At 34.1% G+C, this 22948-nt stretch carries 20 protein-coding genes and 1 other annotated feature; of the genes, 3 read left to right on the top strand and 17 right to left on the bottom strand.

The annotated features are described in order from the left end of the window. Positions 1-8: 8 nt before the first annotated feature. The 3 genes from Q0516_RS08550 to Q0516_RS08560 all read right to left on the bottom strand — a co-directional run bounded on the left by Q0516_RS08550 (position 9) and on the right by Q0516_RS08560 (position 1677). Positions 9-302: a PTS sugar transporter subunit IIB gene (locus Q0516_RS08550; protein ID WP_257480370.1), complete on the bottom strand. Its 294-nt coding sequence runs from the start codon at positions 300-302 to the stop codon at positions 9-11. A gap of 19 nt (positions 303-321) precedes the next feature. Continuing rightward, positions 322-759, bottom strand: a complete 438-nt coding sequence (locus Q0516_RS08555; RefSeq protein WP_294466616.1) for a PTS sugar transporter subunit IIA — start codon at positions 757-759, stop codon at positions 322-324. A 147-nt stretch (positions 760-906) separates the two neighbouring features. Further along, the gene (locus Q0516_RS08560; protein WP_294466618.1) at positions 907-1677 is read right to left on the bottom strand and encodes a DeoR/GlpR family DNA-binding transcription regulator; all 771 of its coding nucleotides are present in this window, start codon (positions 1675-1677) and stop codon (positions 907-909) included. Between the two features lie 104 nt (positions 1678-1781). On the opposite strand from Q0516_RS08560, the gene Q0516_RS08565 reads away from it, so the two are divergent. After that, the gene (locus Q0516_RS08565) at positions 1782-2546 is read left to right on the top strand and encodes a hypothetical protein (RefSeq protein WP_294466621.1); all 765 of its coding nucleotides are present in this window, start codon (positions 1782-1784) and stop codon (positions 2544-2546) included. 294 nt (positions 2547-2840) lie between these two features. On the opposite strand, the gene groL is transcribed toward Q0516_RS08565, so the two are convergent. From groL to Q0516_RS08590, 5 genes are all read right to left on the bottom strand, one after another. Next, entirely contained in the window at positions 2841-4454 is a 1614-nt protein-coding gene (gene groL, locus Q0516_RS08570) for a chaperonin GroEL (protein ID WP_257480374.1), read from the bottom strand. A gap of 27 nt (positions 4455-4481) precedes the next feature. Beyond that, positions 4482-4766, bottom strand: a complete 285-nt coding sequence (gene groES, locus Q0516_RS08575; protein ID WP_007051001.1) for a co-chaperone GroES — start codon at positions 4764-4766, stop codon at positions 4482-4484. 406 nt (positions 4767-5172) lie between these two features. Continuing rightward, positions 5173-7017 (bottom strand): heavy metal translocating P-type ATPase, encoded by a 1845-nt coding sequence (locus tag Q0516_RS08580; protein ID WP_294466630.1) that lies wholly within the window; start codon positions 7015-7017, stop codon positions 5173-5175. Between the two features lie 23 nt (positions 7018-7040). Beyond that, complete coding sequence (locus Q0516_RS08585) at positions 7041-7256, bottom strand: cation transporter (RefSeq protein ID WP_257480376.1); 216 nt, start codon at positions 7254-7256, stop codon at positions 7041-7043. Between the two features lie 24 nt (positions 7257-7280). Further along, complete coding sequence (locus Q0516_RS08590; RefSeq protein WP_257480377.1) at positions 7281-7637, bottom strand: metalloregulator ArsR/SmtB family transcription factor; 357 nt, start codon at positions 7635-7637, stop codon at positions 7281-7283. Between the two features lie 1227 nt (positions 7638-8864). Further along, positions 8865-9113 (top strand) — a binding site (T-box leader). A 43-nt stretch (positions 9114-9156) separates the two neighbouring features. On the opposite strand from Q0516_RS08590, the gene Q0516_RS08595 reads away from it, so the two are divergent. Then, positions 9157-10527 carry a TrpB-like pyridoxal phosphate-dependent enzyme gene (locus Q0516_RS08595; RefSeq protein ID WP_257480378.1) on the top strand — a complete coding sequence of 457 codons (1371 nt, stop codon included), beginning with the start codon at positions 9157-9159 and terminating at the stop codon, positions 10525-10527. A gap of 257 nt (positions 10528-10784) precedes the next feature. Here the strand turns inward: Q0516_RS08595 and Q0516_RS08600 are convergent, their stop codons facing one another. The 9 genes from Q0516_RS08600 to Q0516_RS08640 all read right to left on the bottom strand — a co-directional run bounded on the left by Q0516_RS08600 (position 10785) and on the right by Q0516_RS08640 (position 20737). Further along, positions 10785-11552: a TatD family hydrolase gene (locus Q0516_RS08600; RefSeq protein ID WP_294466635.1), complete on the bottom strand. Its 768-nt coding sequence runs from the start codon at positions 11550-11552 to the stop codon at positions 10785-10787. Between the two features lie 2 nt (positions 11553-11554). After that, the gene (locus tag Q0516_RS08605) at positions 11555-11920 is read right to left on the bottom strand and encodes a septum formation initiator family protein (protein WP_257480380.1); all 366 of its coding nucleotides are present in this window, start codon (positions 11918-11920) and stop codon (positions 11555-11557) included. Further along, complete coding sequence (gene yabQ / locus Q0516_RS08610) at positions 11829-12404, bottom strand: spore cortex biosynthesis protein YabQ (RefSeq protein ID WP_257480381.1); 576 nt, start codon at positions 12402-12404, stop codon at positions 11829-11831. The genes Q0516_RS08605 and yabQ overlap by 92 nt, the downstream gene beginning before the upstream one ends. Next, the gene (yabP, locus tag Q0516_RS08615; RefSeq protein WP_257480382.1) at positions 12404-12685 is read right to left on the bottom strand and encodes a sporulation protein YabP; all 282 of its coding nucleotides are present in this window, start codon (positions 12683-12685) and stop codon (positions 12404-12406) included. The genes yabQ and yabP overlap by 1 nt, the downstream gene beginning before the upstream one ends. Before the next feature lie 97 nt (positions 12686-12782). Next, entirely contained in the window at positions 12783-14774 is a 1992-nt protein-coding gene (gene uvrB / locus Q0516_RS08620) for an excinuclease ABC subunit UvrB (protein WP_257480383.1), read from the bottom strand. Between the two features lie 319 nt (positions 14775-15093). Next, a complete protein-coding gene (glpK, locus tag Q0516_RS08625; protein ID WP_294466642.1) occupies positions 15094-16596 on the bottom strand; it encodes a glycerol kinase GlpK in 1503 nt (500 codons plus the stop codon). Between the two features lie 524 nt (positions 16597-17120). Continuing rightward, positions 17121-17837: a purine-nucleoside phosphorylase gene (gene deoD, locus Q0516_RS08630; RefSeq protein ID WP_294466644.1), complete on the bottom strand. Its 717-nt coding sequence runs from the start codon at positions 17835-17837 to the stop codon at positions 17121-17123. Between the two features lie 57 nt (positions 17838-17894). Beyond that, on the bottom strand, positions 17895-20048 hold the full coding sequence (locus Q0516_RS08635; protein ID WP_257480468.1) for a bifunctional (p)ppGpp synthetase/guanosine-3',5'-bis(diphosphate) 3'-pyrophosphohydrolase: 2154 nt from the start codon (positions 20046-20048) through the stop codon (positions 17895-17897). A 158-nt stretch (positions 20049-20206) separates the two neighbouring features. Continuing rightward, positions 20207-20737, bottom strand: a complete 531-nt coding sequence (locus Q0516_RS08640) for a hypothetical protein (RefSeq protein WP_294466650.1) — start codon at positions 20735-20737, stop codon at positions 20207-20209. A 252-nt stretch (positions 20738-20989) separates the two neighbouring features. On the opposite strand from Q0516_RS08640, the gene metG reads away from it, so the two are divergent. Further along, positions 20990-22945, top strand: a complete 1956-nt coding sequence (metG, locus tag Q0516_RS08645) for a methionine--tRNA ligase (RefSeq protein ID WP_294466652.1) — start codon at positions 20990-20992, stop codon at positions 22943-22945. The last annotated feature ends 3 nt before the right edge of the window (positions 22946-22948 follow it).

Genomic DNA, 22948 nt, shown 5'->3' on the forward strand with positions numbered 1-22948 from the left:
AATTTTATTTAACTATTATTTTTTACATATTCTCCTAACTTTTCTGCCAATTCTTTTTTGCTTACCATATTGACAAGTTCGATGATAGGCTTCCCGTATTCCCTTACTACAGGCGCCACATCGGAATTTGTTATTATTAGATCCACACCGTCCATAAGCCCTTTGGCAAGAGAAGCATTACAGCTGTCCACAGTAGCATCAACGCCAAGCTCTTTAACCGCTTTTTGAATATTAAGCTTCAGCATAACAGAACTCCCAAGCCCCATTTGGCAAACACATAAGATCCTGATAGGTAACTTCATTTTTCACACCTCCTTTGATTTATTTTGATAAAAGTTCTATAATCTGCTCCTTACTCTCTGCATTTAATAACTCTTCGACAAAAACTTCTTCATCCAAAACCTCACATAATTTTGACAAAAGCTCCAAATGGCTGTCATGACTTTTCCCGGCAAGTGCAAATACGACTTTTACGGGATCGTGCTCACTGTGACCAAAATCCACGCCGTCTTTTATATAAAGCATAGACATCCCATTTTTTATAACACCGTCTTCCGGTCTTGCATGAGGCATTGCGATATGAGGAGCAATGACAATATACTTTTGCGTCTTAGCTACTTCTATCATTTTTTCTATGTAGCTTTCTTTGATAATCCCGTTATCCAGTAATATTTCCCCCGCAGACCTAACTGCTTCTTCAAAATTTTCTACACTATCTATAACTTTGATAAAGTTTTCAGGTATAAAATCGATTAACATGGTTTTTCCTCCCTGTTTTGTAAAAATTATATTATACATGTATTATTATGTCAATAGTTTTTCATTATTTTTGATAATATTTTATCATAATTCCGATATTATGATAAAAAAATAACATATGCTAAACATATGTTATTGTACATTCTTTTAAACCAAATCTATTTTTACATTATGATTTTTAATTTTTTGAAGCTCATCTATATCAGATGCCTCTTTATTTGTGATTATTACATCTATATCATCTATCTCAAGCCCCGTTGCCATGGACTGCTTCCCGATTTTATTATAGTCACACATAAGTATTACTTCCTGAGAATTTTTAGCTACTATCTTTTTTATTTGTGCCAAAGTCAAATCTATAAACATTGCCCCTTTTTCATTGGTAAGTCCCAAACAGCCTATAAATGATTTATTAAAATTCAAATTTTTTATTATATCCAAAGAGAACAAAGATACCATGCTTTCATTCTCATTGATAAGGCTTCCCCCCAGCAGGGTAACATTTACCGAAGGCATTTTAGATACTGTCCTTGCCACATTTACACAGCTGGTGACTATATTCAGATTGTAATCGTATTTGTTCGAAAGAAGTACTTTTGCAAATTCTATACACGTGCTCCCTCCTCCTATATAAATGATATCATTATCCTCTACATAATCCACCGCCTTTACGGATATTTCGGACTTAAAGTTTAAATTTTCCAGTTCTCTTTTGGAAAAATGAGCAAACTCTTCTTTGCTGAAAACTATACCTCCGTAAGCAATGGAAATATTTTCTCTTTCCTCCAAAACTTTTAAATCTCTTCTGATAGTAAGATGAGATACCCCCAGCATTTCTCCCAGCTCGTTTATGGTAATATGCTTATGTTTTTTTATTATCTCCATTATTTTTATTTGTCTTTCTTCAACTTTATTCATCTTTGTTTCTCCGTAACTAAAATTTTTATTGACAATCATATAATATTTATGTTATATATGAATTATAACAAAATGAAAAACTTTTTTCAATAGGAGTAATAAAAATGTATTATTTTGATAAAGATTTTTATTTAATGAATTTAAATTTTAAAAATATTAATTTAAAGCTAATTAAAAACATATTTATATTTATAATACTTATCCTTATCAGTATCTTTTTTAAGAGTTATATTTTCTTACCTTTGATACTTATACCTGCCGCTTTGGATATAATTTTATTTTTGATAAATTTAGGTATATCCGATGACTTATATAAAAAGGTGATGAAAAAGAAACTGGATAGCTTAAATAAAATCAAAGACACTGATAAAAACGAAAACTATTATCTAAATAAAATCATCATAAAATACGAACTCAAAGAAATAAGCCTAAATAAAGCTATAAAGGATATCAATAAACTTGATGAAACATCGGAAGAAATATCTTTTGCAAAAGTGAAATTCAATATCATAAATAATCATAATCACAGTATAGAACTAAATAGCGAAGAAAAAGAAGATTATTTAAATATAATAAGAAATTATGACCCAAAGTCATATATAGGTTTATTTGAAAAATGCAGAATGCTGATGATATTAAATGAATATGATGAAGTGCTTGATATATTAAATAAAGATGATACAAAAACAAATATCTCAAATATGGGATTTATATTCTACAAATACATCTTTTTATATATTATTTACAATAAATATAATGATACAAAAAAAGACTTATTATATCAAAAACTAAAAAATTTCTTTTTTATAAGTAAATTTAAAGTCTACTTTGATAATGCTGTTTTAAATTATAATAGTACAAATATTTAGTATAATAATCTTTTTATATTAAAAATCACTATACATTATATAAACAGTATATTATATAATTATTAATAAACAATATAAATCAAAACTATATTAATAATTTACCTTTTCATAATAAAAAGCTCTCCAATAATTTGGAGAGCTTTTAGTTTTAAATTATTTTATAATTCCCATGTTCCACAAACTATATATCACTCCGTGAGATTGTTTTAATCGAAGATTAAAAATCCAATCGAACGAAGGCACCGCGCCCAGCGGAGATTTTTGGAACTTTTTATCTCTTAAAAGTTCGGATTATTACATCATAGGAGGTGTCATTTGAGGAGCGTTTTCTTCTGATTTGATATCAGCAACACTTGCTTCTGTTGTCAAGAACATCGCACTTACACTTGCTGCATTTTGCATAGCCGATCTTGAAACTTTGGTTGGGTCTACGATACCTGCTTCAAACATATCTTCATATTTAAAGTTATAAGCGTCGAAACCTTTGCCTTTTTCTTCATTCAATAATTTATCAACTACTACACTTCCTTCAACTCCTGCGTTGTAAGCGATTTGTCTGATTGGAGCTTCAACAGCTCTTCTGATGATAGAAGCACCTGTCTTTTCGTCTCCTTCAAGAGAAGCAATCAATTTGTCGATTGCAGGGATAGTAGCTATCATTGCGCTGCCGCCTCCCGGTACTATACCTTCTTCAACCGCAGCTCTTGTAGCGTTAAGAGCATCTTCGATCCTGTATTTCTTTTCTTTCATTTCGGTTTCTGTCGCAGCACCGACTTGGATAACTGCTACGCCGCCTGAAAGTTTAGCGAGTCTTTCCTGTAATTTTTCTTTATCATATTCTGAAGTAGTTTCAGGGATTTGTGCTTTGATTTGACTTCTTCTGTCTTCTATTTTATCTTGGTCACCTTTACCTTCAACGATAATTGTATTTTCTTTGTCAACTCTTACTTGACTTGCTCTACCTAACATATCAAGTGTTGTTGATTTAAGGTCCATACCAAGTTCTTCACTGATTACAGTACCGCCTGTTAAAATAGCTAAATCATCCAACATAGCTTTTCTTCTGTCACCGAAGCCCGGAGCTTTTACAGCTACACAGTTGATTACACCTCTAAGTTTATTGACTATCAATGTAGAAAGTGCTTCACCTTCGATATCATCGGCAATAATTAATAAATTACCGCCTGCTTGCTGTAATTCAGTTAATACAGGTAAGATTTCCTGCATGTTACCGATTTTCTTATCAGTTAAAAGGATGTATGGTTTGTCGTATACACATTCCATTTTTTCAACATCTGTTGCCATATAAGCAGATAAATAACCTCTGTCGAACTGCATACCTTCGGTAAATTCAAGTTCAACTTTCATTGACTTACCTTCTTCTATCGTGATAACACCGTCGTTACCTACTTTTTCCATAGCTTCTGAAATAAGTTCGCCTACAGTTTCATCAGCTGAAGAAATAGCAGCAACTTGTGCTATAGCTTTTTTGCCTTCTACAGGTTTTGAAATTTTCTTTAGTTCTTCCACGAAAGTGTCAACTGCTTTTTCGATACCTTTTTTAAGTATCATTGGGTTAGCACCGGCAGTTACGTTTTTAAGACCTTCGTTGATTATTGACTGTGTAAGGATAGTAGCGGTTGTTGTACCGTCCCCGGCAACATCATTTGTCTTTGTAGCAACCTCTTTTACAAGCTGTGCTCCCATATTTTCAAATTGGTCTTCAAGTTCGATCTCTCTTGCGATAGTTACACCGTCGTTTGTGATTATCGGAGAACCGAAACTTTTACCCAAAACAACGTTTCTTCCTCTTGGTCCGAGTGTTACTTTAACTGTATCCGCTAATTTATCTACACCTGCTCTTAAACCTTCTCTTGCTTCTATACCATGTTTAATTTCTTTTGCCATTTTATATCACCTTTCCTTACTCTCTAATTATTTTACTATAGCTAAAATATCGCTTTGTCTTAAAATAAGATATTCTTCGCCTTCCAATTTAACTTCAGAACCTGCATATTTGGAATAAATAACAGTGTCGCCTTCTTTTACGTCTAATGCAACTTTTTTACCGTCTACGATTTCACCGGAACCAACCGCAACGATTTCACCCATTACAGGTTTTTCCTTCGCTGTATCAGGTAAGATGATACCTGTTGCTGTAGTTTTTTCTTCTTCCTTTACTTTTATCACGACTTTGTCGCCAAGTGGTTGTAATTTCATTTTTTACTCACTCCTCCTAATAATTTATATTATTTTCTTACTCTTCTATTCATTAGCACTCATCTTTCCTGAGTGCTAATAGTATTTTAGCACACTTAGATTTATTGTCAATACCATTTAAGAAAAAAATTGCAACTTTTATAAATTTTAATCTTATTTTAATTTTTATATCGACAGCTCTCTTTCGGGCACTACGCCTCGCTTTGCGAGATTCCGCGCCCTTAAAATAACTAATTCATATCTACTATTAATACCATTTGTCCATTATTTATTCAAAAGAAAATATATATTCACGATTATATACTTTTAAATATAAACATTTAAGGATATTATGACGATAATGAACATTTATATAAAAAAAGAGCAGATGAAACTGCTCTTTATTTGATATTTTAAAGTGATACCTTTATCCTCTGTACCTTAAAACTCTGATAGAATTAAGTATCGCTATAACTGCCACCCCGACGTCCGCGAAAATCGCTTCCCACATATTTGCAAGTCCCAATGCACCGAGAGCCATGACTCCGATTTTCACAAATAATGCAATGAATATATTTTCTTTGACGATACTAAGTGTCTTCTTGGAAATCTTATACCCCGTCATTATCTTGCTTGGTTCATCTGTCATTATGACGATGTCACTCGCTTCTATTGCGGCGTCACTTCCGAGTCCGCCCATCGCTATACCTATATCAGCCATAGTGAGGACAGGGGCATCGTTAAGTCCGTCACCGACGAACACAAGTTTTCCGTTTTCAGACTTCTTATCCATGAGTTCTTTTACTTTGTTTACTTTATCTATAGGAAGGAGTTCAGTATAAACTTCATCGAGCCCAAGCTCTTTTCCTACATATTCGCCGATTTCTTTTTTATCTCCGGTAAGCATGACAGTCTTCTTTATCCCTGCTTCTTTAAGAGATTTTATTGCCTCTTTGGAATCTTCCTTTATTTCATCTCTTAAAACAAGACTTCCGAGGAATTTTCCGTCTTTACTTACATAAAGTACGGTCCCGATACTATCTGCTTCCGATGCGTCAATATTATTTTCTTTCATTAAAGCATATTTACCGACCAAAACTTCTTTTTCATCGACAACAGCCTTGACTCCGAAACCAGCCAGCTCTTTTACGTCGCTTACTCTGTTATTATCGATATCCTTACCATATCTTTCCTTTACGGATAAAGCTATTGGGTGATTTGAGAAAGCTTCCCCGTAAGCCGTAATTTCTATCAGTTCATCAACATCGACACCGTCTTCATTATTTATTTCTTCTACTTTGAATACGCCTTTTGTAAGCGTACCTGTTTTATCGAATACCATTATTTCACTTTTTGAGAGTGCTTCCAAGTAGTTTGAACCTTTGACTAAAACCCCGCTGCTGCTTGCAGCACCTATACCGCCGAAGAAACCGAGAGGTATAGATATAACAAGAGCACAAGGACAAGATATAACAAGGAATATAAGAGCCCTGTATATCCATGAGCTGAAAGCTTCACCGAGTATCAAAGGAGGAAGTACTGCAAGAAGCAATGCACATGTAACCACTATAGGTGTATAATATCTCGCAAATACCGTTATAAAGTTTTCAGCCTTGGATTTTTCACTGCTCGCATTTTCAATAAGTTCAAGTATTTTAGCCGCAGTGGATTCATCGAATTCTTTGGTTACTTTTATCCTTAAAATACCATTTAGATTTATACAGCCGCTTAAGATTTCGTCTCCTTCACAGACTTCTCTCGGAACGGATTCTCCGGTCAAAGCCGAAGTATCGAGAGTTGAATTACCATTTATGATAATACCATCCAACGGAACTTTCTCTCCCGGTTTTACTATAATTTCATTACCGATTTCTATATCATCAGGGTCTACTTGGATTATTTGTCCGTCTTTTTCTATATTTGCATAATCAGGGCATATATCCATCAAATCTCCTATGGACTTTCTGGATTTATTTACCGCATAGCTTTGGAAATATTCCCCTACTTGGTAGAATAGCATAACCGCAGCACCCTCGGCATAGTCGCTTAATACTATAGAGCCGATTGACGCGATTGCCATAAGAAAGTTTTCGTCAAATACCTTCCCTTTTGATATATTTTTAACGGCTTTTAATAATACATCATACCCGGCAAGTACATAAGCCGCCAAATACAATACGCTCTGTGCGGTTTCATTTTTTAGAAAAAAACCGAGAAAGAAAAGTATTAAAGCCACTATGATTTTGTAAAGTTGTTTTTTCTGCTTATCCATGTTTTCACCTTTTCCTCTTATGTCTATAAGATTACTGCGTCTTCATCTACTCCTTTGACAGCCTTTTTTGCCTTTTCTAAAATTTCATCAAATCTTTCATCGTCCGCATCCAAAGTAAGTTTTTGAAGCATGAAGTTGATGTTTGCACTGTTTACTCCGTCAATCTTTCTTATTTCTTCTTCCATTTCCATTGCACAGTGTGCACAGTCGATATTGTCCATTTTTAATTTCTTTTTCATTTTTATGTCTCCTTTAAAATTAAATTATTCTTCTATATGGTCTATACCTTGATTTAGTATAGTCATCACATGTTCATCGGCAAGTGAATAAAAAACCGTCTTTCCGTCTTTTCTGTTCTTTATAAGCCTTGCATTCTTAAGATTTTTAAGCTGATGAGATACTGCGGACTGCGTCATACTTAGTATATTTGCAATATCGCATACACACATTTCGCTTACAAGTAAGGCATTTAAAATCTTTATCCTTGTACTGTCTCCGAACACTTTAAAAAGCTCTGCCAAATCATATAGCTCTTCTTCATCGGGCATTTTATCGTGTACTTGTTTTACTATATCTTTGTGAACATGTTTAAGTTCACATGTTTCAATTTTTGCTGCCATATTCATCTCTCCTTATTTTATATATGAATATCTGTTCATATGTTATTATATTCATTTATTATATATTGTCAACACTTTTAACAAAAATATTTAAAGATTTATAAAAAAAATAAATAGTATTTAAAATCCTATTTACTTCCGTATAAAATACATTAAACCCAATAATTGAAAACACTTAATGATTTTGTAATTTATTATATTTTACATATACATATTCATTTTTATATATTTAAGCTATTAAAAAAATTTCTAAATTCTTAAAAACGTTCATATTTGATTTAAGTGACAGTTTTATATTCAATACTTAAACAAACTGATTATACAAATATTTAAAATCAAAAACGAATATGTATTTATATTTCATCAAAAAATATCTATTTAATAAAAATATTTAAACCAACTAAATAAGTTTATTTATAGAACATAAATTATTCTTTATAGAGGATATCTCAATGAACCAAAACCATATTATGATTTTGAATTTTTACGACCTAATTAATTTTAAATATTTTCTATATAAGAAATTTCGATTTTAATCCTATAAAACAACTTGAAAAAGTTATAATAAGCATAACTTATTTAACAAGATACGAGAAAAATACATATATAATTAATAATAAATCAAAATTATAAAGAAAAAAATAACAGGAAAAATACATTTTTTGATTTTCAATCTCTAACATGAGATAAATAAAAAAACAATCTTTATCAGTATATAGAAATAGTTTTCATACATAAGAAAGACTTCCTTATAAATTTTATTAAATAAAAAAATAATATTTAATGTCCAACCAAATCATATTAAAAATTTTCAGACTAAAATATGAAACTACTGAACAAACATTTAACTTTAAAGACACAACAGTAAATGAAAGATAATAGATGAATAATATATAATAAAATATTTTAGTAATCGATAAAACCGATATAAATATAATTAGCATTAATTTATATTTATTTTAATTGTTAAAATGTAATCTATCTTTTTGGTAGACAGTGATTATTAAACACGAAAATAAATGACGAAAACATTTGGAAGACCGTAAATATTGCATTTAAAAATAAATTAAAACTTCCAATACTATATTTTAATAATACAAAAAAGACTATTTATAAATGATTTTATAAATTTATATCATCGGTCTAAGAGCATTAAAAACAAAAAAATATCTAAATTTTCTTGACAATTACAAAAAAATGGATTATGATGAAAAAAATCAATTATGAACAAACCATATAAGTAAGAGTAGTAAATAAATAATTATATTTCATAGAGAGCCGATGTGTGGTGGAAATCGGCAGATATAAATTTATCGAATGGACTTACTTCGGGCAGCGAACAAATCAAAATTTGAGAGTATTTGCTGACGGGATCTTCGCCCGTTATAAAGGAAGCATATATGATAGTATATGACAAAGCGGCTTATTTTAAGCAATTTGGGTGGTACCGCAGGAAATATAACTCTTGTCCCTTACAGGGATAGGAGTTTTTTTTATAAAAAGAAAAGGAGAAGTAAAAATGAAAAACAAAGAAATACCTTACAAAATTTATTTAAGCGAAGACGAGATGCCTAAAAAATGGTATAACATAAAAGCAGACATGAAGGAACAGCATGAACCGTTCCTAAATCCGGGAACAGGTCAGCCAATAACAAGAGATGAACTTAGACCTATCTTTTGTGATGAACTTGTAGATCAGGAACTTGATACCACTACGAGATACTTCGATATCCCTCAGGAAATCAGGGATTTTTATAAGATGTACAGACCGTCCCCATTGGTAAGAGCTTACTTTTTAGAAAAATATTTGGATACACCTGCACATATTTACTATAAATACGAAGGCACAAATACATCAGGTTCACATAAGTTAAACACTGCAATAGCTCAAACATATTATGCAAAGAAACAAGGTGTAAAAGGTCTTACCACAGAAACGGGAGCAGGTCAATGGGGTACCGCGATGTCAATGGCGTGTGCATACTTTGACTTACCTTTAAAAGTTTATATGGTAAAAGTATCCAGTGAACAAAAACCATACAGAAAAGCAGTTATTCAAACTTACGGAGGAGAAGTTATCCCTTCACCATCAGAAACTACGGAAATCGGAAGAAAGATATTAGCTGAAAATCCGGGAACAGGCGGAAGCCTTGGATGTGCTATTTCGGAAGCTGTAGAAGAAGCGGTTAAAAACAATTATAAGTATGTACTGGGTTCTGTTCTTGACCATGTAGTAATGCATCAAAGCATTATAGGTTTAGAGACAAAAGCAGCCCTTGAAAAATACGACATCAAACCTGACATCATGATAGGATGTGCGGGAGGAGGCTCTAACCTGGGTGGACTTATAGGAATATTCGCAGGAGAAAAAATCCAAGGCAAAAACGATATTCACTTTATCGCAGTCGAACCTCAGTCATGTCCTTCAATGACAAGAGGAAAGTATGCTTATGATTTCTGCGATACGGGAAAAACGACACCTCTTGCAAAGATGTATACACTAGGTGCGGGATTTATCCCTTCACCAAATCATGCAGGCGGACTGAGATATCATGGTATGAGCCCTATAGTGTCTAAATTATATCATGACGGTATCTTAGACGAAGCAAGAACAGTTTCACAAACGGAAGTATTTAAAGCCGCAGAAGAATTCGCAAGAGTGGAAGGTATACTTCCCGCTCCGGAATCATCTCATGCTATCAAAGTAGCCATGGATGAAGCCCTTAAATGCAAAGAGACGGGAGAAGCAAAGAATATCGTATTCGGACTAACAGGAACAGGTTACTTCGATATGACTGCTTATATGCAGTATAACGCAGGGGAAATGAGCGATACCGAAATCACTGACGAAATGTTACAAAAAGGTTTTGACAGCTTACCAAAACTATAGAATATAAAATCCTTTAAATAAAATAATTTGTTTATATGTTAATAAAATCACAAATAAGATATAGATGTCTTATTTGCGATAACGAATAAAAGCACCCCTAAAGGGTGCTTTTTTATAATTTAATATGAAATAATAATATATTTAATAGGATATATTATGTTGAAATAAAAAATATATTATTTATTCTAATTATCTCGGGGCACTACGCCTGCCTTCGGCAGATTCCGCGCCCCTAAACAAAAAACGCCATACGGCGTTTATTTTATATCAAATATTTCTTTTGCATTCTTATTTGTTATCTCTATGATTTCTTCATAACTAACCCCTTTTACCTCAGCAAGCATCCTTGCGGTGTATTCCACATAAGAGGGCTTGTTCCTCTTTCCTCTGAAAGGTACGGGAGTAAGATAAGGACAGTCAGTTTCTATCAAAAGTTTATCGAGAGGTGCAGCCTTTGCTGATTCTCTAACATTGTTTGCATTCTTAAAGGTAAGACTTCCCGAAAAAGAGATATACATCCCAAGCTTAACATATTCTCTGACCATTTCGGCTGACGCGGAACATGAATGGATTATTCCCGTGTTACCATTTAAATGTGCCTTTAATATGTCATAGGTATCGCCCGCGGCGTCTCTGGAATGGATTATAACAGGTTTATTAAGTTCACCGGCAACTTCCATCTGTCTTATAAATACTTCCTTTTGAATATCTCTGGGAGAATTGTCGTAGTAATAATCAAGACCTATTTCTCCGTAAGCCACTACCTTTTCGTTCTCTTTCACCAGCTTGATAAATTCATTTTCAAGGATATTATTATAATCTTTACTGTCGTGAGGATGAAGTCCTACCGCGGCATAGAAAAAATCTTCTTTTTTACTTAATTCAACAGCCCTTAGAGAAGACTCATAATCATATCCTATATTTACGACTCCGTCAAAATGCTTTTCTTTAAGCTCTTTTATTATATCATACAAATCTTCACTGAATTCTTCGTCATTTAAATGAGCATGAGTATCAAATAGCATAATTATTTTTTGTCCTTTTCGTTTGTTACATATACTTTTTCGTTTGGATATATAAGTCCGAGATATTTTTTTGCAAGATATTCTATATAAGACTTACTGTCGGAATTATTAAGCTCTTCGTTAAGTTCCTTCGATTTAAGCTTTTCTTCGCTTATCTGCTGAGTAAGTTCGTTTTTTTGTTTGTTTAAAGAATAATATTTATATTCCATAGTCAGCATCTTGACCGCAAACAAAGCAAAGACAGCAGTAAGTATCAAGAGAATAACCCTTTTTTTCTTACCTGCTCTCTTTTTTAATCTTTTTTTCTTTCTTTTTCTCGCTTCTATGCTGTCCCGGGGATTTAAAAGTTCTAAGTCCTCTCTTCTCATTATCTATTCCTTCTTTTTTAAGATATACTTTAAATTTATTATAACTCATTTTTATTTTTAATGGAATAGACAAAAATCTTTTTAATAAACTTTTAATTTTGCCGATAGACTTTTGATGTTTTTTAACAAATTTTCTTTTCCTCTTTACTATACCCTTCTTCGTATTTGTCTTTATAAGACCGAGTTTCCTCGTTATAAACAAAAGAAGACTTTTATAAAAAGGTGATATCAGAAAATAGTACGCCACGAAACCCAATACAAAACTCAGTACACTGTAATATCTTAAATCAAAATATGTAGTCTTAAAAAAGAGATTGACCGTAAAGACTCCCGCTACCAAACAAAAACATAAATCCGAGAGAGTCACCCTTTTTGTAAGAGCATAAATGATGATCGTTATCGTGTGATATAATATCCCGAGTATACATCCGCCGTAAAAGGTCTCCAGCAGAACTAAATACTGCGAATATAAATTATTGTTCATTATTTAAATATTTTAGAAAAGAATCCCGATGATTTTTCCATAAAGTCTATATCGTCATCATAATTAATAGCATAGATATTTCCGTTAAGAGCGATTTCTCCGTCTTCAAGATTAAGTTTTTCTATTTTTAAGTCTTCCCCGTTTATCGTAAGCATACCAAGAGAAGTTTCCAAAACCACCGTTTCATCATTAAAGTTATGCACATCTAAACAATCATTTATTTTAAGGTTTCCTCTGTTATATAGTTCGAGTCTTTGATCCGTTACACTTTTGTTGTCCATAATTTTTCTCCTAACAATATATTTAATAATATATATTTTATATGGAGATAAAAAAGAACAATAAAAATAAAAAACCTCCTTTTTGGGAGGTAAAACTTTATTGTTTTGTTTTTAGTTTTTTTAGTTTATCTATCTCATCTCTGAGTTTTGCCGCAAGTTCGAATTCCAAATTCTTTGCATATATTTTCATTTGCGTAGTTAGTAATTCGATTTCCTTATCTACATCATGCTCGAATTCTTCTTTGTTTGAAGTTATCTTCTTAACTACATCTTCTGCATCCACATCTTCTATGGAAAGCGCGGACATTGCATTTTCCGTAGATTTGACAATACCCTTTGGAGTGATATGATGCTCCTGGTTGTACTCTGACTGTATCTTCCTTCTTCTGTCGGTTTCACCTATAGCACGTTCCATGGACGGAGTCATCTTATCGGCATACATAACTACTTCACCGCCTAAATGTCTCGCCGCTCTGCCTATCGTCTGGATAAGTGAAGTCTCACTTCTTAGGAACCCTTCCTTATCGGCATCGAGTATTGCTACGAGAGATACTTCAGGGATATCCAGTCCTTCTCTTAAAAGATTTATACCAACGAGCACGTCGAATACATCATCTCTTAAATCTTTTATAAGCTTCATTCTCTCTATGGTATCCACATCAGAATGAAGATATTCTACCCTTATACCTACTTCACTGAGATAATTTGTTAAATCCTCCGCCATACGCTTCGTAAGAGTTGTAACGAGGACTTTCTCGTTTTTCTCGGTTTTTTCCTTGATCCTGCCTATCAAATCTTCTATCTGTCCCTTTGTTTCTTTTACGGTTATCTTAGGGTCTATAAGTCCCGTAGGTCTTACTATACACTCTGCGATCTCGGCAGAACGTTCTTTTTCATAGTCGTTAGGTGTAGCGGATACATATACGAGCTGGTTCATCCTCTCTTCAAACTCTTCGAAATTAAGAGGTCTGTTATCGAGAGCCGAAGGAAGCCTGAAACCGTAATCCACAAGGTTCATCTTTCTGGCTCTGTCCCCTGCATACATACCTCTTATCTGCGGTACGCTTACATGAGATTCATCTATGAAAGTAACAAAATCTTTTGGAAAATAATCCAGCAGCGTATAAGGAGGAGCTCCCGGAGGAAGGTCATTTAGATGTCTGGAATAATTTTCTATACCCTTACAGCTGCCTATTTCTCTAAGCATTTCTATATCATAATTAGTTCTTTCTCTTATTCTCTGAGCTTCCAAAAGCTTCCCGTTCTTTTCAAACTCTTCTGCCGTGACTTTTAACTCTTCGCTTATTGATTTCAGTGATCTCTGTATACTGACTTCATCGGTAACATAATGACTGGCAGGATAAATAAAAGTATGCTTTATACTCCTGATTATCTCTCCGGTCAAAGAGTTTATTTCCAGTATCCTGTCTATTTCATCATCAAAAAACTCTATCCTTATAGCTTCTTCACTGCTGTTGGCAGGAAATACCTCTACGCTGTCGCCTCTTACTCTGAAAGTCCCTCTGTGAAAATCTATATCGTTTCTCGTATACTGTATATCTATAAGTTTCCTTATCACATCATCTCTTTCTTTTATCATTCCCGGACGAAGAGATAAGACTTGTTCTTTATAGTGAAAAGGACTACCCAGTCCGTAAATACAGCTTACCGACGCTATTATTATGACGTCTTTACGCTCGAATAATGCCGAGGTCGCAGAGTGACGAAGCTTATCTATATCGTCGTTTATACTGGAATCCTTGGCTATATATAAGTCTCTTCCCGGAACATATGCTTCCGGCTGATAATAATCATAGTAAGACACAAAATATTCCACCGCATTATCGGGAAAGAAACTTCGAAACTCATTCGCCAGCTGAGCCGCCAAAGTTTTGTTATGAGCCATGATGAGAGCGGGTCTTTGAACTTTTTCTATTATTTTAGCCATTATATACGTCTTACCGCAGCCTGTTACACCTAAGAGCGTCTGATCTCTGTTTCCGGCAAGGATACTCTTCGATAACTTATCTATTACTTCAGGCTGTCCTCCCGAGGGTTCATAGGGAGAATGTACTTTAAATTCAGGCATGTAAATACCTCCTTAATAATCATATTTTATTTTTTCTAACCAACATAATTCCTATACACTTTATACTTCACATTAAACACATTATTATAAGATTTAATTTAATTTTACTACAAAATATTTTAAATGTACATAGAAATATGAACGTTTGTTCTTATTTTTATGGGGAAATTTGATTTAATATAAAATATCATTATGTGATAAAAACGAAATACTAAATATATTAAGGGGCGCGGAATCTGCGTAGCAGGCGTAGTGCCCCGAAAAAAACAAGATGAAAAATTAAAATACATAAAAAAGACCGCCCAAAGCGGTCCTCATATTACACAAAAGCTTCTTCTTTTTTTGTTAAGCACATATTGACGGATTTTTTCCACCCTGAATATAACTCTTCTCTCTTTTCATCTGTTATCTCACTAATAAAAATCTTCTTTGTCGTTCTTACTTTTTTAAGCTCAGCTTTATCTTTCCATACTCCCGTGGCAAGTCCCGCAAGGAATGCCGCACCTAAAGCAGTGGATTCAATACAGTTCGGTTTATTTACAGGACAGTTCAGCATATTTGCCTGAAACTGCATTATAAAATCATTTTCGCAGGCTCCCCCGTCTACCATCAATTCTTTTAAAGGTGCATTGCTGTCTTCCGTTATCGCATCCAGCAAATCTTTTGTCTGATATGCGATACTTTCAAGCGCCGCCCTTACTATATGCGCTTTTTTAGCTCCTCTGGTAAGTCCGGTCATTATCCCTTTTGCATACATATCCCAGTAAGGAGCCCCCATTCCCGTGAATGCGGGAACGATATATACTCCGTTTGTATCTTCAACGCTCATGGCTATGTCATAGGTTTCTTTTGCTGTTTGAATAAGTCCCAGCTCATCTCTTAACCACTGAACCACCGCACCTCCGATAAACACGCTTCCTTCCAACGCATAATTTACTTTGCCGTCTATACCATACGCTATCGTGGTAAGAAGTCCGTTTTTTGATTTTATAGGTTCTTCTCCTGTATTCATAAGAAGGAATAATCCTGTTCCGTAAGTATTCTTTGCTTCTCCCACTTCATAGCACCCCTGACCGAAAAGTGCAGACTGCTGGTCTCCCGCAACCCCGGCTATAGGTATCTCTTCTCCGATGATTTCCTTATCCATATTTCCTATAACTCCGCTGCTGTCCACTACTTCAGGCAGCATTGATTTAGGTATGTCTAAAGCTTCAAGTATCTTATCGTCCCATTTCAATTCTTTTATATTGTATAACATTGTTCTGGAAGCATTGGTATAGTCGCTCACATGATACTTACCCTTTGTGAGGTTATATATAAGCCAGGTATCTATCGTTCCGAACAATAACTTTCCCTCTTCTGCTTTCTCTCTCGCACCCTCTACATTATCAAGTATCCATTTGATTTTCGTCCCCGAAAAATAAGCGTCTATTTCAAGCCCCGTAGCGTTCATTATGTATTCGCCGAAACCCCTATCCTTTAAGTCTTCGCATATGTCCGCAGTTCTTCTGCACTGCCATACGATAGCATTATATATAGGATATCCGGTATCTCTATCCCAAACCACGGTAGTTTCCCTTTGATTTGTTATACCTACTCCTTTTATATCTTTTACATCAACTCCCGATTTTTGTACACACTGCTTCAAAGTAAACAGCTGTGTCATCCATATTTCCATAGCGTCATGCTCCACATACCTCGCCTTAGGATAGATTTGTTTGAATTCTCTCTGCTCAACGCTCACGATATTAGCTTCGTCATCAAATAAAATCGTCCTGCAGCTCGTCGTTCCCGAGTCAATAGCTAAAATATATTTTTTCATACGACCACCTCTTTTATGTTTATAGATATATTATAATATTTATGTATACGTTTATCAATGTTTATTTACCTGAGATATAGTACTAAAACCCATATCATTTTTATAAAACCATTATTTAAATAAAATATATACAAATTTCTTCAATCATAAATTAAAATCATATTATTAAATAATTATCAATCAAAATGAATTAAATGACTGAAACACACAAAGAAGTACTTGTAAATTTTCAGTTTTTTTTAAAACTAAAAATAATGTTTTATATAATAATTAAATTTAGATATTATTGTATAATCAAATCTTAAATGACACCATTTATTTTCTATTAAATAATTCTCAAATAATCTTTTGCACAATAAAAATTTTATCTTTGTACTTAATTGATAATGTATACGACTTTTTACTTTATTTACTATAAAATTTTATACTATATTAATTTATCATTTAATTCTTACCTAAAAATAAAAAGACACCGCATTTTATGCAATGTCTTATTATTTCTATTGATATTTAAGCGTCCTTCCTTACTCCGCAAAAGTCTCAAGAGCCAAAGTTATCATATCGTTCAGCTTAGTTTCTCTTTCTTTGCTTGAAAGTATCGTATCTGTATATATGAAATGGTCGCTTACGGTAAATATACCGAGAGCCTTTTTATTCAGGCTTGCCGCTTCCGCATAAAGTCCCGCGGTTTCCATTTCGACCGCAAGCACTCCCATATCTTTCCACTTTTTCCAGCCTTCACTTCCCTGTGCATAAAAGTTATCGCTGGATAAGACATTTCCTACTTTAGTATCGATACCAAGCTCTTTTGCTTTATTAAAAGTATTTAATAACAACTCAAAGTCCGCTATGGGAGCATAAGTCCCTTCCAAATGAAACTGGGACATAAAATTGGAATTCGTACATGCACCCTGTGCTATAATAACATCATTTACATTTACGTCTTCGCTGTACCCTCCGCAGCTTCCAATCCTTACTATATTCTCGACTCCGTAAAAACTGTATAATTCATGAGAATAAATACTTATTGAAGGTATCCCCATTCCCGAACCCATTACGGAAATGTTCTTACCATTATACTTTCCGCTGTATCCCAGCATCCCTCTTACGTTGGTTACTTCCACCGCTTCACTTAAAAAGTTTTCGGCAATATATTTTGCTCTTAAAGGATCCCCCGGCATTAAAACCGTCTTATGAAAATCCCCTTCTTTTGCATTTATATGAGGTGTTGGTACTGTCATGATATCCTCCTTTTATATTGATTAAATTCGTAGTATCTTATAAATCACAGTAAGATACTACACTCTGTAAACATCTTTAACGCCCTGAACATTTTTTATTTTTCTAAATAAATCTTCAAGTTCTTTTGTATTATGAACGTTTAAACTTATATTTACTGTCGAACCGTGCTTATTATCCGAGCATGCGGAAAAATTAGACATACTGAAACCTTCATTGCTTACTATTGTCGTTATCTCTGCCGCAAGCCCTATCCTATCCGCTGCCGTAATCCTTACATCGGCTTCAAAAGTCTTATTTTCGTTTAAAACATCACTGTTCCATGATACGTTTATAAGTCTCTCCTGATTTATCGTATTGCTTACGTTTATGCAGTCTGCCCTATGGATAGATACCCCCCTGTTTTTTGTAATGTAACCTACTATATTGTCTCCCGGTACGGGATTACAGCAGTTTGAAAAGAACACAGCTAGGTCGGTATACCCCTGAACGTTTATTGCATTGCTGTTTTTACTCTTCTTATTTTTAACAAGTTTGACTTCTTTTTCTTTTTCTTCGTTTTCAAATTCGTCCTTAAAGTTATCCTTTATCCTTTGAAAAATAAGTCCGCTTTTAAGCCCTCCGTAACCTATTGCGGAATATAAGTCGTCCCATGTATTTACATTAAATCTCTTTTTGACAAATTCGAGATGTCCGTTTGTGGCAATGGTACTTAAGGAATAGCCCTCTTTTTTTACTTCTTTTTCCAAGGCTTCTTTTCCTCTTATGATATTTTCTTCTCTGTCTGCCTTTTTAAAGAACGCCTTTATCTTTGTCTTTGCATGAGAACTCTTTACGATACCAAGCCAGTCCCTGCTTGGACCCTTTGAGTTGGGAGAAGTTATTATATTTACGATATCCCCGTTTTGGAGTTTATAAGTAAGAGGAGCCATTTTTCCGTTTACTTTTGCACCTACGCACTGATTACCGATGTCGGAATGGATTCGATATGCAAAATCAATCGGACAAGCTCCGCTCGGAAGCTGTATTACTTTTGAATTCGGAGTGAATACGAAAACTTCGTCTGTAAATAAATCGAATTTGACTCCTTCCATGAACTCATCTGCATTTTCAAGCTCATTTTCCATTTCCATAAGCTCTCTTATCCAAATAAGCCTTTTCTCAAAATTATCATCTTTTTTATTTATGGAACCTTCTTTATATTTCCAATGTGCCGCGATACCGTACTCGGCTGTCCTGTGCATTTCATAAGTCCTTATCTGTATCTCAAAAGGTTCGGAACCCTTTGTAAATACTGTCGTATGCAAAGACTGATACATATTAGGTTTAGGCATTGCTATATAATCTTTAAACCTTCCCGGCATGGGGTTCCAAAGAGTATGTGCCATACCGAGGACACCGTAACAATCCTTTACGGTATCCACAAGGACCCTTATTGCAAATAAATCATATATTTCTTCAAAGGCTTTGCCTTTTTTCATCTTTCTGTAAATGGAATAAAAGTGTTTCGGACGCCCTTCTATCTTTGCTTCTATCCCCGACTCTTTCAAAACTTTACCCAGCATATATTTTACATTGTCTATAAAGGCTTCTCTTTCTTCCCTCTTAAGAGCTACTTTTCTTGCTATATCGTGATATGCTTCAGGGTCAAGATATAATAAAGCCAAATCTTCAAGTTCCCATTTTATTTTTGAAATCCCCAGCCTATGAGCGATTGGAGCGTATATATCCAAGGTCTCCCTTGCTTTCTGCCTTTGTTTATCGGGTCTCATTGCGGAAAGGGTCCTCATATTATGAAGTCTGTCGGCTAATTTTATGATTATGACTCTGACGTCATTTGCCATGGCTATAACCATTTTTCTCAAATTTTCCGCTTCTCTCTGCTCTTTTGTTACAAACTGTAGTTTACCTATTTTAGTGACACCGTCTACGAGATTTGCTATATTTTCGTTAAAATTACTTTTTATCATATCATAGCTTGCGGATGTATCTTCGATAACGTCGTGTAAAATCGCAGCGCATATGGTATCGGTATCCATGTGCAGGTCCGTCAAAATAAATGCTACTTCCAGAGGGTGTGATATATAAGGCTCTCCTGAGTAACGCGTCTGGTTTTTATGAGCGTCTTTTGCAAGAAGATAAGCACGTTCTATTATCTCCAGATTTGCATCCTTCGAATATTCTTTTATTCTTTCCTCAAGTCTTTTTAGCATTTCCAAGATTACCCTCCTTTCAGTAAAAAAACATTACATAATAAGTCCTTAATTGTTATCTTTTATAATAACATAAACCATTAAATCGTTCAACTTTTTGATAAAATATTATTGATTACAACAATTATGATATTAATGAAATCCATAGCTATAGTAAATTAAAATATTACATCTTCGGCAAAAAGGTCTTCTAAGGTCGGCAAATCCTTCAACTCGTCATTTATATCCAGAAAATCCACATATTTTTCCGCTTCCGCTTTGGATTTATAAATCGTTATTTTATCACAAGGCATTAGGGAACTTCTCCAGCCCTTCGGCGATTTCATAAACTTTTTACTGCTTTTATTTATCAAATAACATTTAAGTTCACTTGAAATATAATATATGGGATTACTGTCCCAAAGTTCAAAACCACTGCCAATACCTCCTATATATCCTCCGTCACTGTCCGATGCAATCATATAAAATTCAGGAATTGTAAAGAAACTTATATTTGGGATATCATCATCAAAAATAAAACGGATATCATATTCTTCTTTATATTTTCTATAAAACTTTTTATTCTCATCTCTTTTTTCTATGAGCATGGATTCTATTATAACACCTGACATAAGTATTTCAGTATCGTCTTCCTCAGCTATCCCAAAGCCGCCTTTTATCTCCGACATATCCACATATAACTTCTTCATTTACAGCTCCTTATTTTATAAAAGCATGTATTTACATAATATAAAAATCTTAGTAATCCTTCTTAAATATATAATAACAATTAAGTCAGATTTGTTCAAGTGAACAGAAGAAAGTGATTATTTATTATATAAGTAAAATAATCAAAGGTTTTGTTATGATTTTTTAGGATAAAATATTAATATAATTGATTTTAAAGGTGATATTTGGTAATATTAAGTTATTATTGCTTTTTATTAAGGAGAGATGAGTAAATGAGTAAAAAACCATATTATATTTCAACCGCAATAGCTTATACTTCGGGAAAACCTCATATAGGAAATACTTACGAAATAGTATTGGCCGACAGTATAGCAAGATATAAAAGACTTACAGGATACGACGTATACTTCCAGACAGGGACCGACGAACACGGACAAAAGATAGAAACCGTTGCAAAGGAAGCAGGGGTAACTCCGCAGGAATTTGTAGACGACGTTTCCACCGAAATCCATAGGATTTGGGATATCATGAACACCAGCTACGATAAATTCGTAAGGACAACAGACCCATATCATGAAAAAAAGGTACAAAAAATATTTAAGAAACTCTATGAACAAGGAGATATCTATAAAGACGAATACGAAGGAATGTACTGCGAACCTTGCGAATCATTCTTTACGGAAAGTCAGCTAATAGATGGAAAATGTCCCGACTGCGGAAGAGAAGTGACTTATGAAAAAGAAGAAGCATATTTCTTTAAATTAAGCAAATATGCCGACAGATTAATGGAATATATCGATACTCATCCGGAGTTTATCCAACCGGAATCAAGAAAGAACGAAATGGTAAACAACTTCTTAAAACCGGGACTAAAGGACTTATGCGTATCGAGAACAAGCTTCAAATGGGGTATCCCCGTTGATTTTGACCCTGGACATGTCGTTTATGTTTGGATAGACGCACTCTCAAACTATATCACTTTCCTTGGATACGACCCTGAGGGGAACCACGAAGAAAACTATAATAAATACTGGCCCGCAGATGTGCATTTGATAGGTAAAGATATCTTAAGATTTCATACTCTATACTGGCCTATCATGCTCATGGCTCTTGATTTACCTCTTCCAAAGCAAATATTCGGACATCCTTGGCTGCTTCTCGGCGAAGGAAAAATGAGCAAATCAAAGGGAAATGTCATTTATGCAGACGACCTTGTAGATCTATTCGGAGTGGACAGCGTAAGATATTATCTTTTAAGAGAAATGCCTTTTGCACAGGACGGTACCCTTACTTATGAACAGCTTATCGACAGGATAAACGGAGAACTCGTAAATATTTTAGGTAACCTTGTAAACAGGACCATCGCAATGAGCAAGAAGTATTTCGATAGCATGGTCTCAAATCCCAAAGCCGAAGAAGATATAGATAAAGAACTTATTGATTTAATAGAAAAAACTCCTCTTTTGGTAGAGGAAAAGATGAACGAATTAAAAGTTGCCGATGCAATAAACTTGATTATTTCTCTTGCAAGAAGAAGTAATAAATACATCGACGAAACGATGCCTTGGGTACTTGCAAAAGAAGAAGACAAACAAGACAGACTAAAAACAGTACTTTATAACCTTCTTGAATCCATAAGAGTCATCGGTGTCCTTATAACTCCCTTCCTACCTCAAACCGGAGAAAATATCATCAAGATGTTAAATACTAAAAATTCATCTTATGAAAGTATCCTGAAATTCGGAGGACTTGAAGAAGGTATAACATTAAACAAAGCCTTCGTTCTGTTCAATAGGCTTGACCCAAAAGAAGTCTTGGCGAAGATAGAAAAGGACGATAAAAAAGAAGAAAAGACACAAAAGAAAAAAAATAAGAAAGCTAAAAAAGAAGCAGAAGAAATCGGTGAAATAAGCATAGATGATTTTGCAAAAGTAGACCTTAGGATAGGTAAAATACTCTCTGCAAAAAAACATCCCGACGCAGATAAATTACTTGTATTCGAAGTAATGGTGGGAAGTGAAAAAAGACAAATCGTTTCGGGCATAGCAAAATACTTTACGCCTGAAGAGCTTGTCGGTAAAAACGTCGTAGTCGTTGCAAACTTAAAACCCGCAAAACTAAGAGGCGAAATTTCACAGGGAATGATTTTACTTGCTGAAGATAATGACGGGAAACTTACATTCATATCTCCCGAAGAAGATATCGAAAGCGGACTAAAAGTAAGATAGGTA

The sequence above is a fragment of the uncultured Anaerofustis sp. genome, assembly GCF_938029165.1.
Lineage (GTDB): Bacteria > Bacillota > Clostridia > Eubacteriales > Anaerofustaceae > Anaerofustis.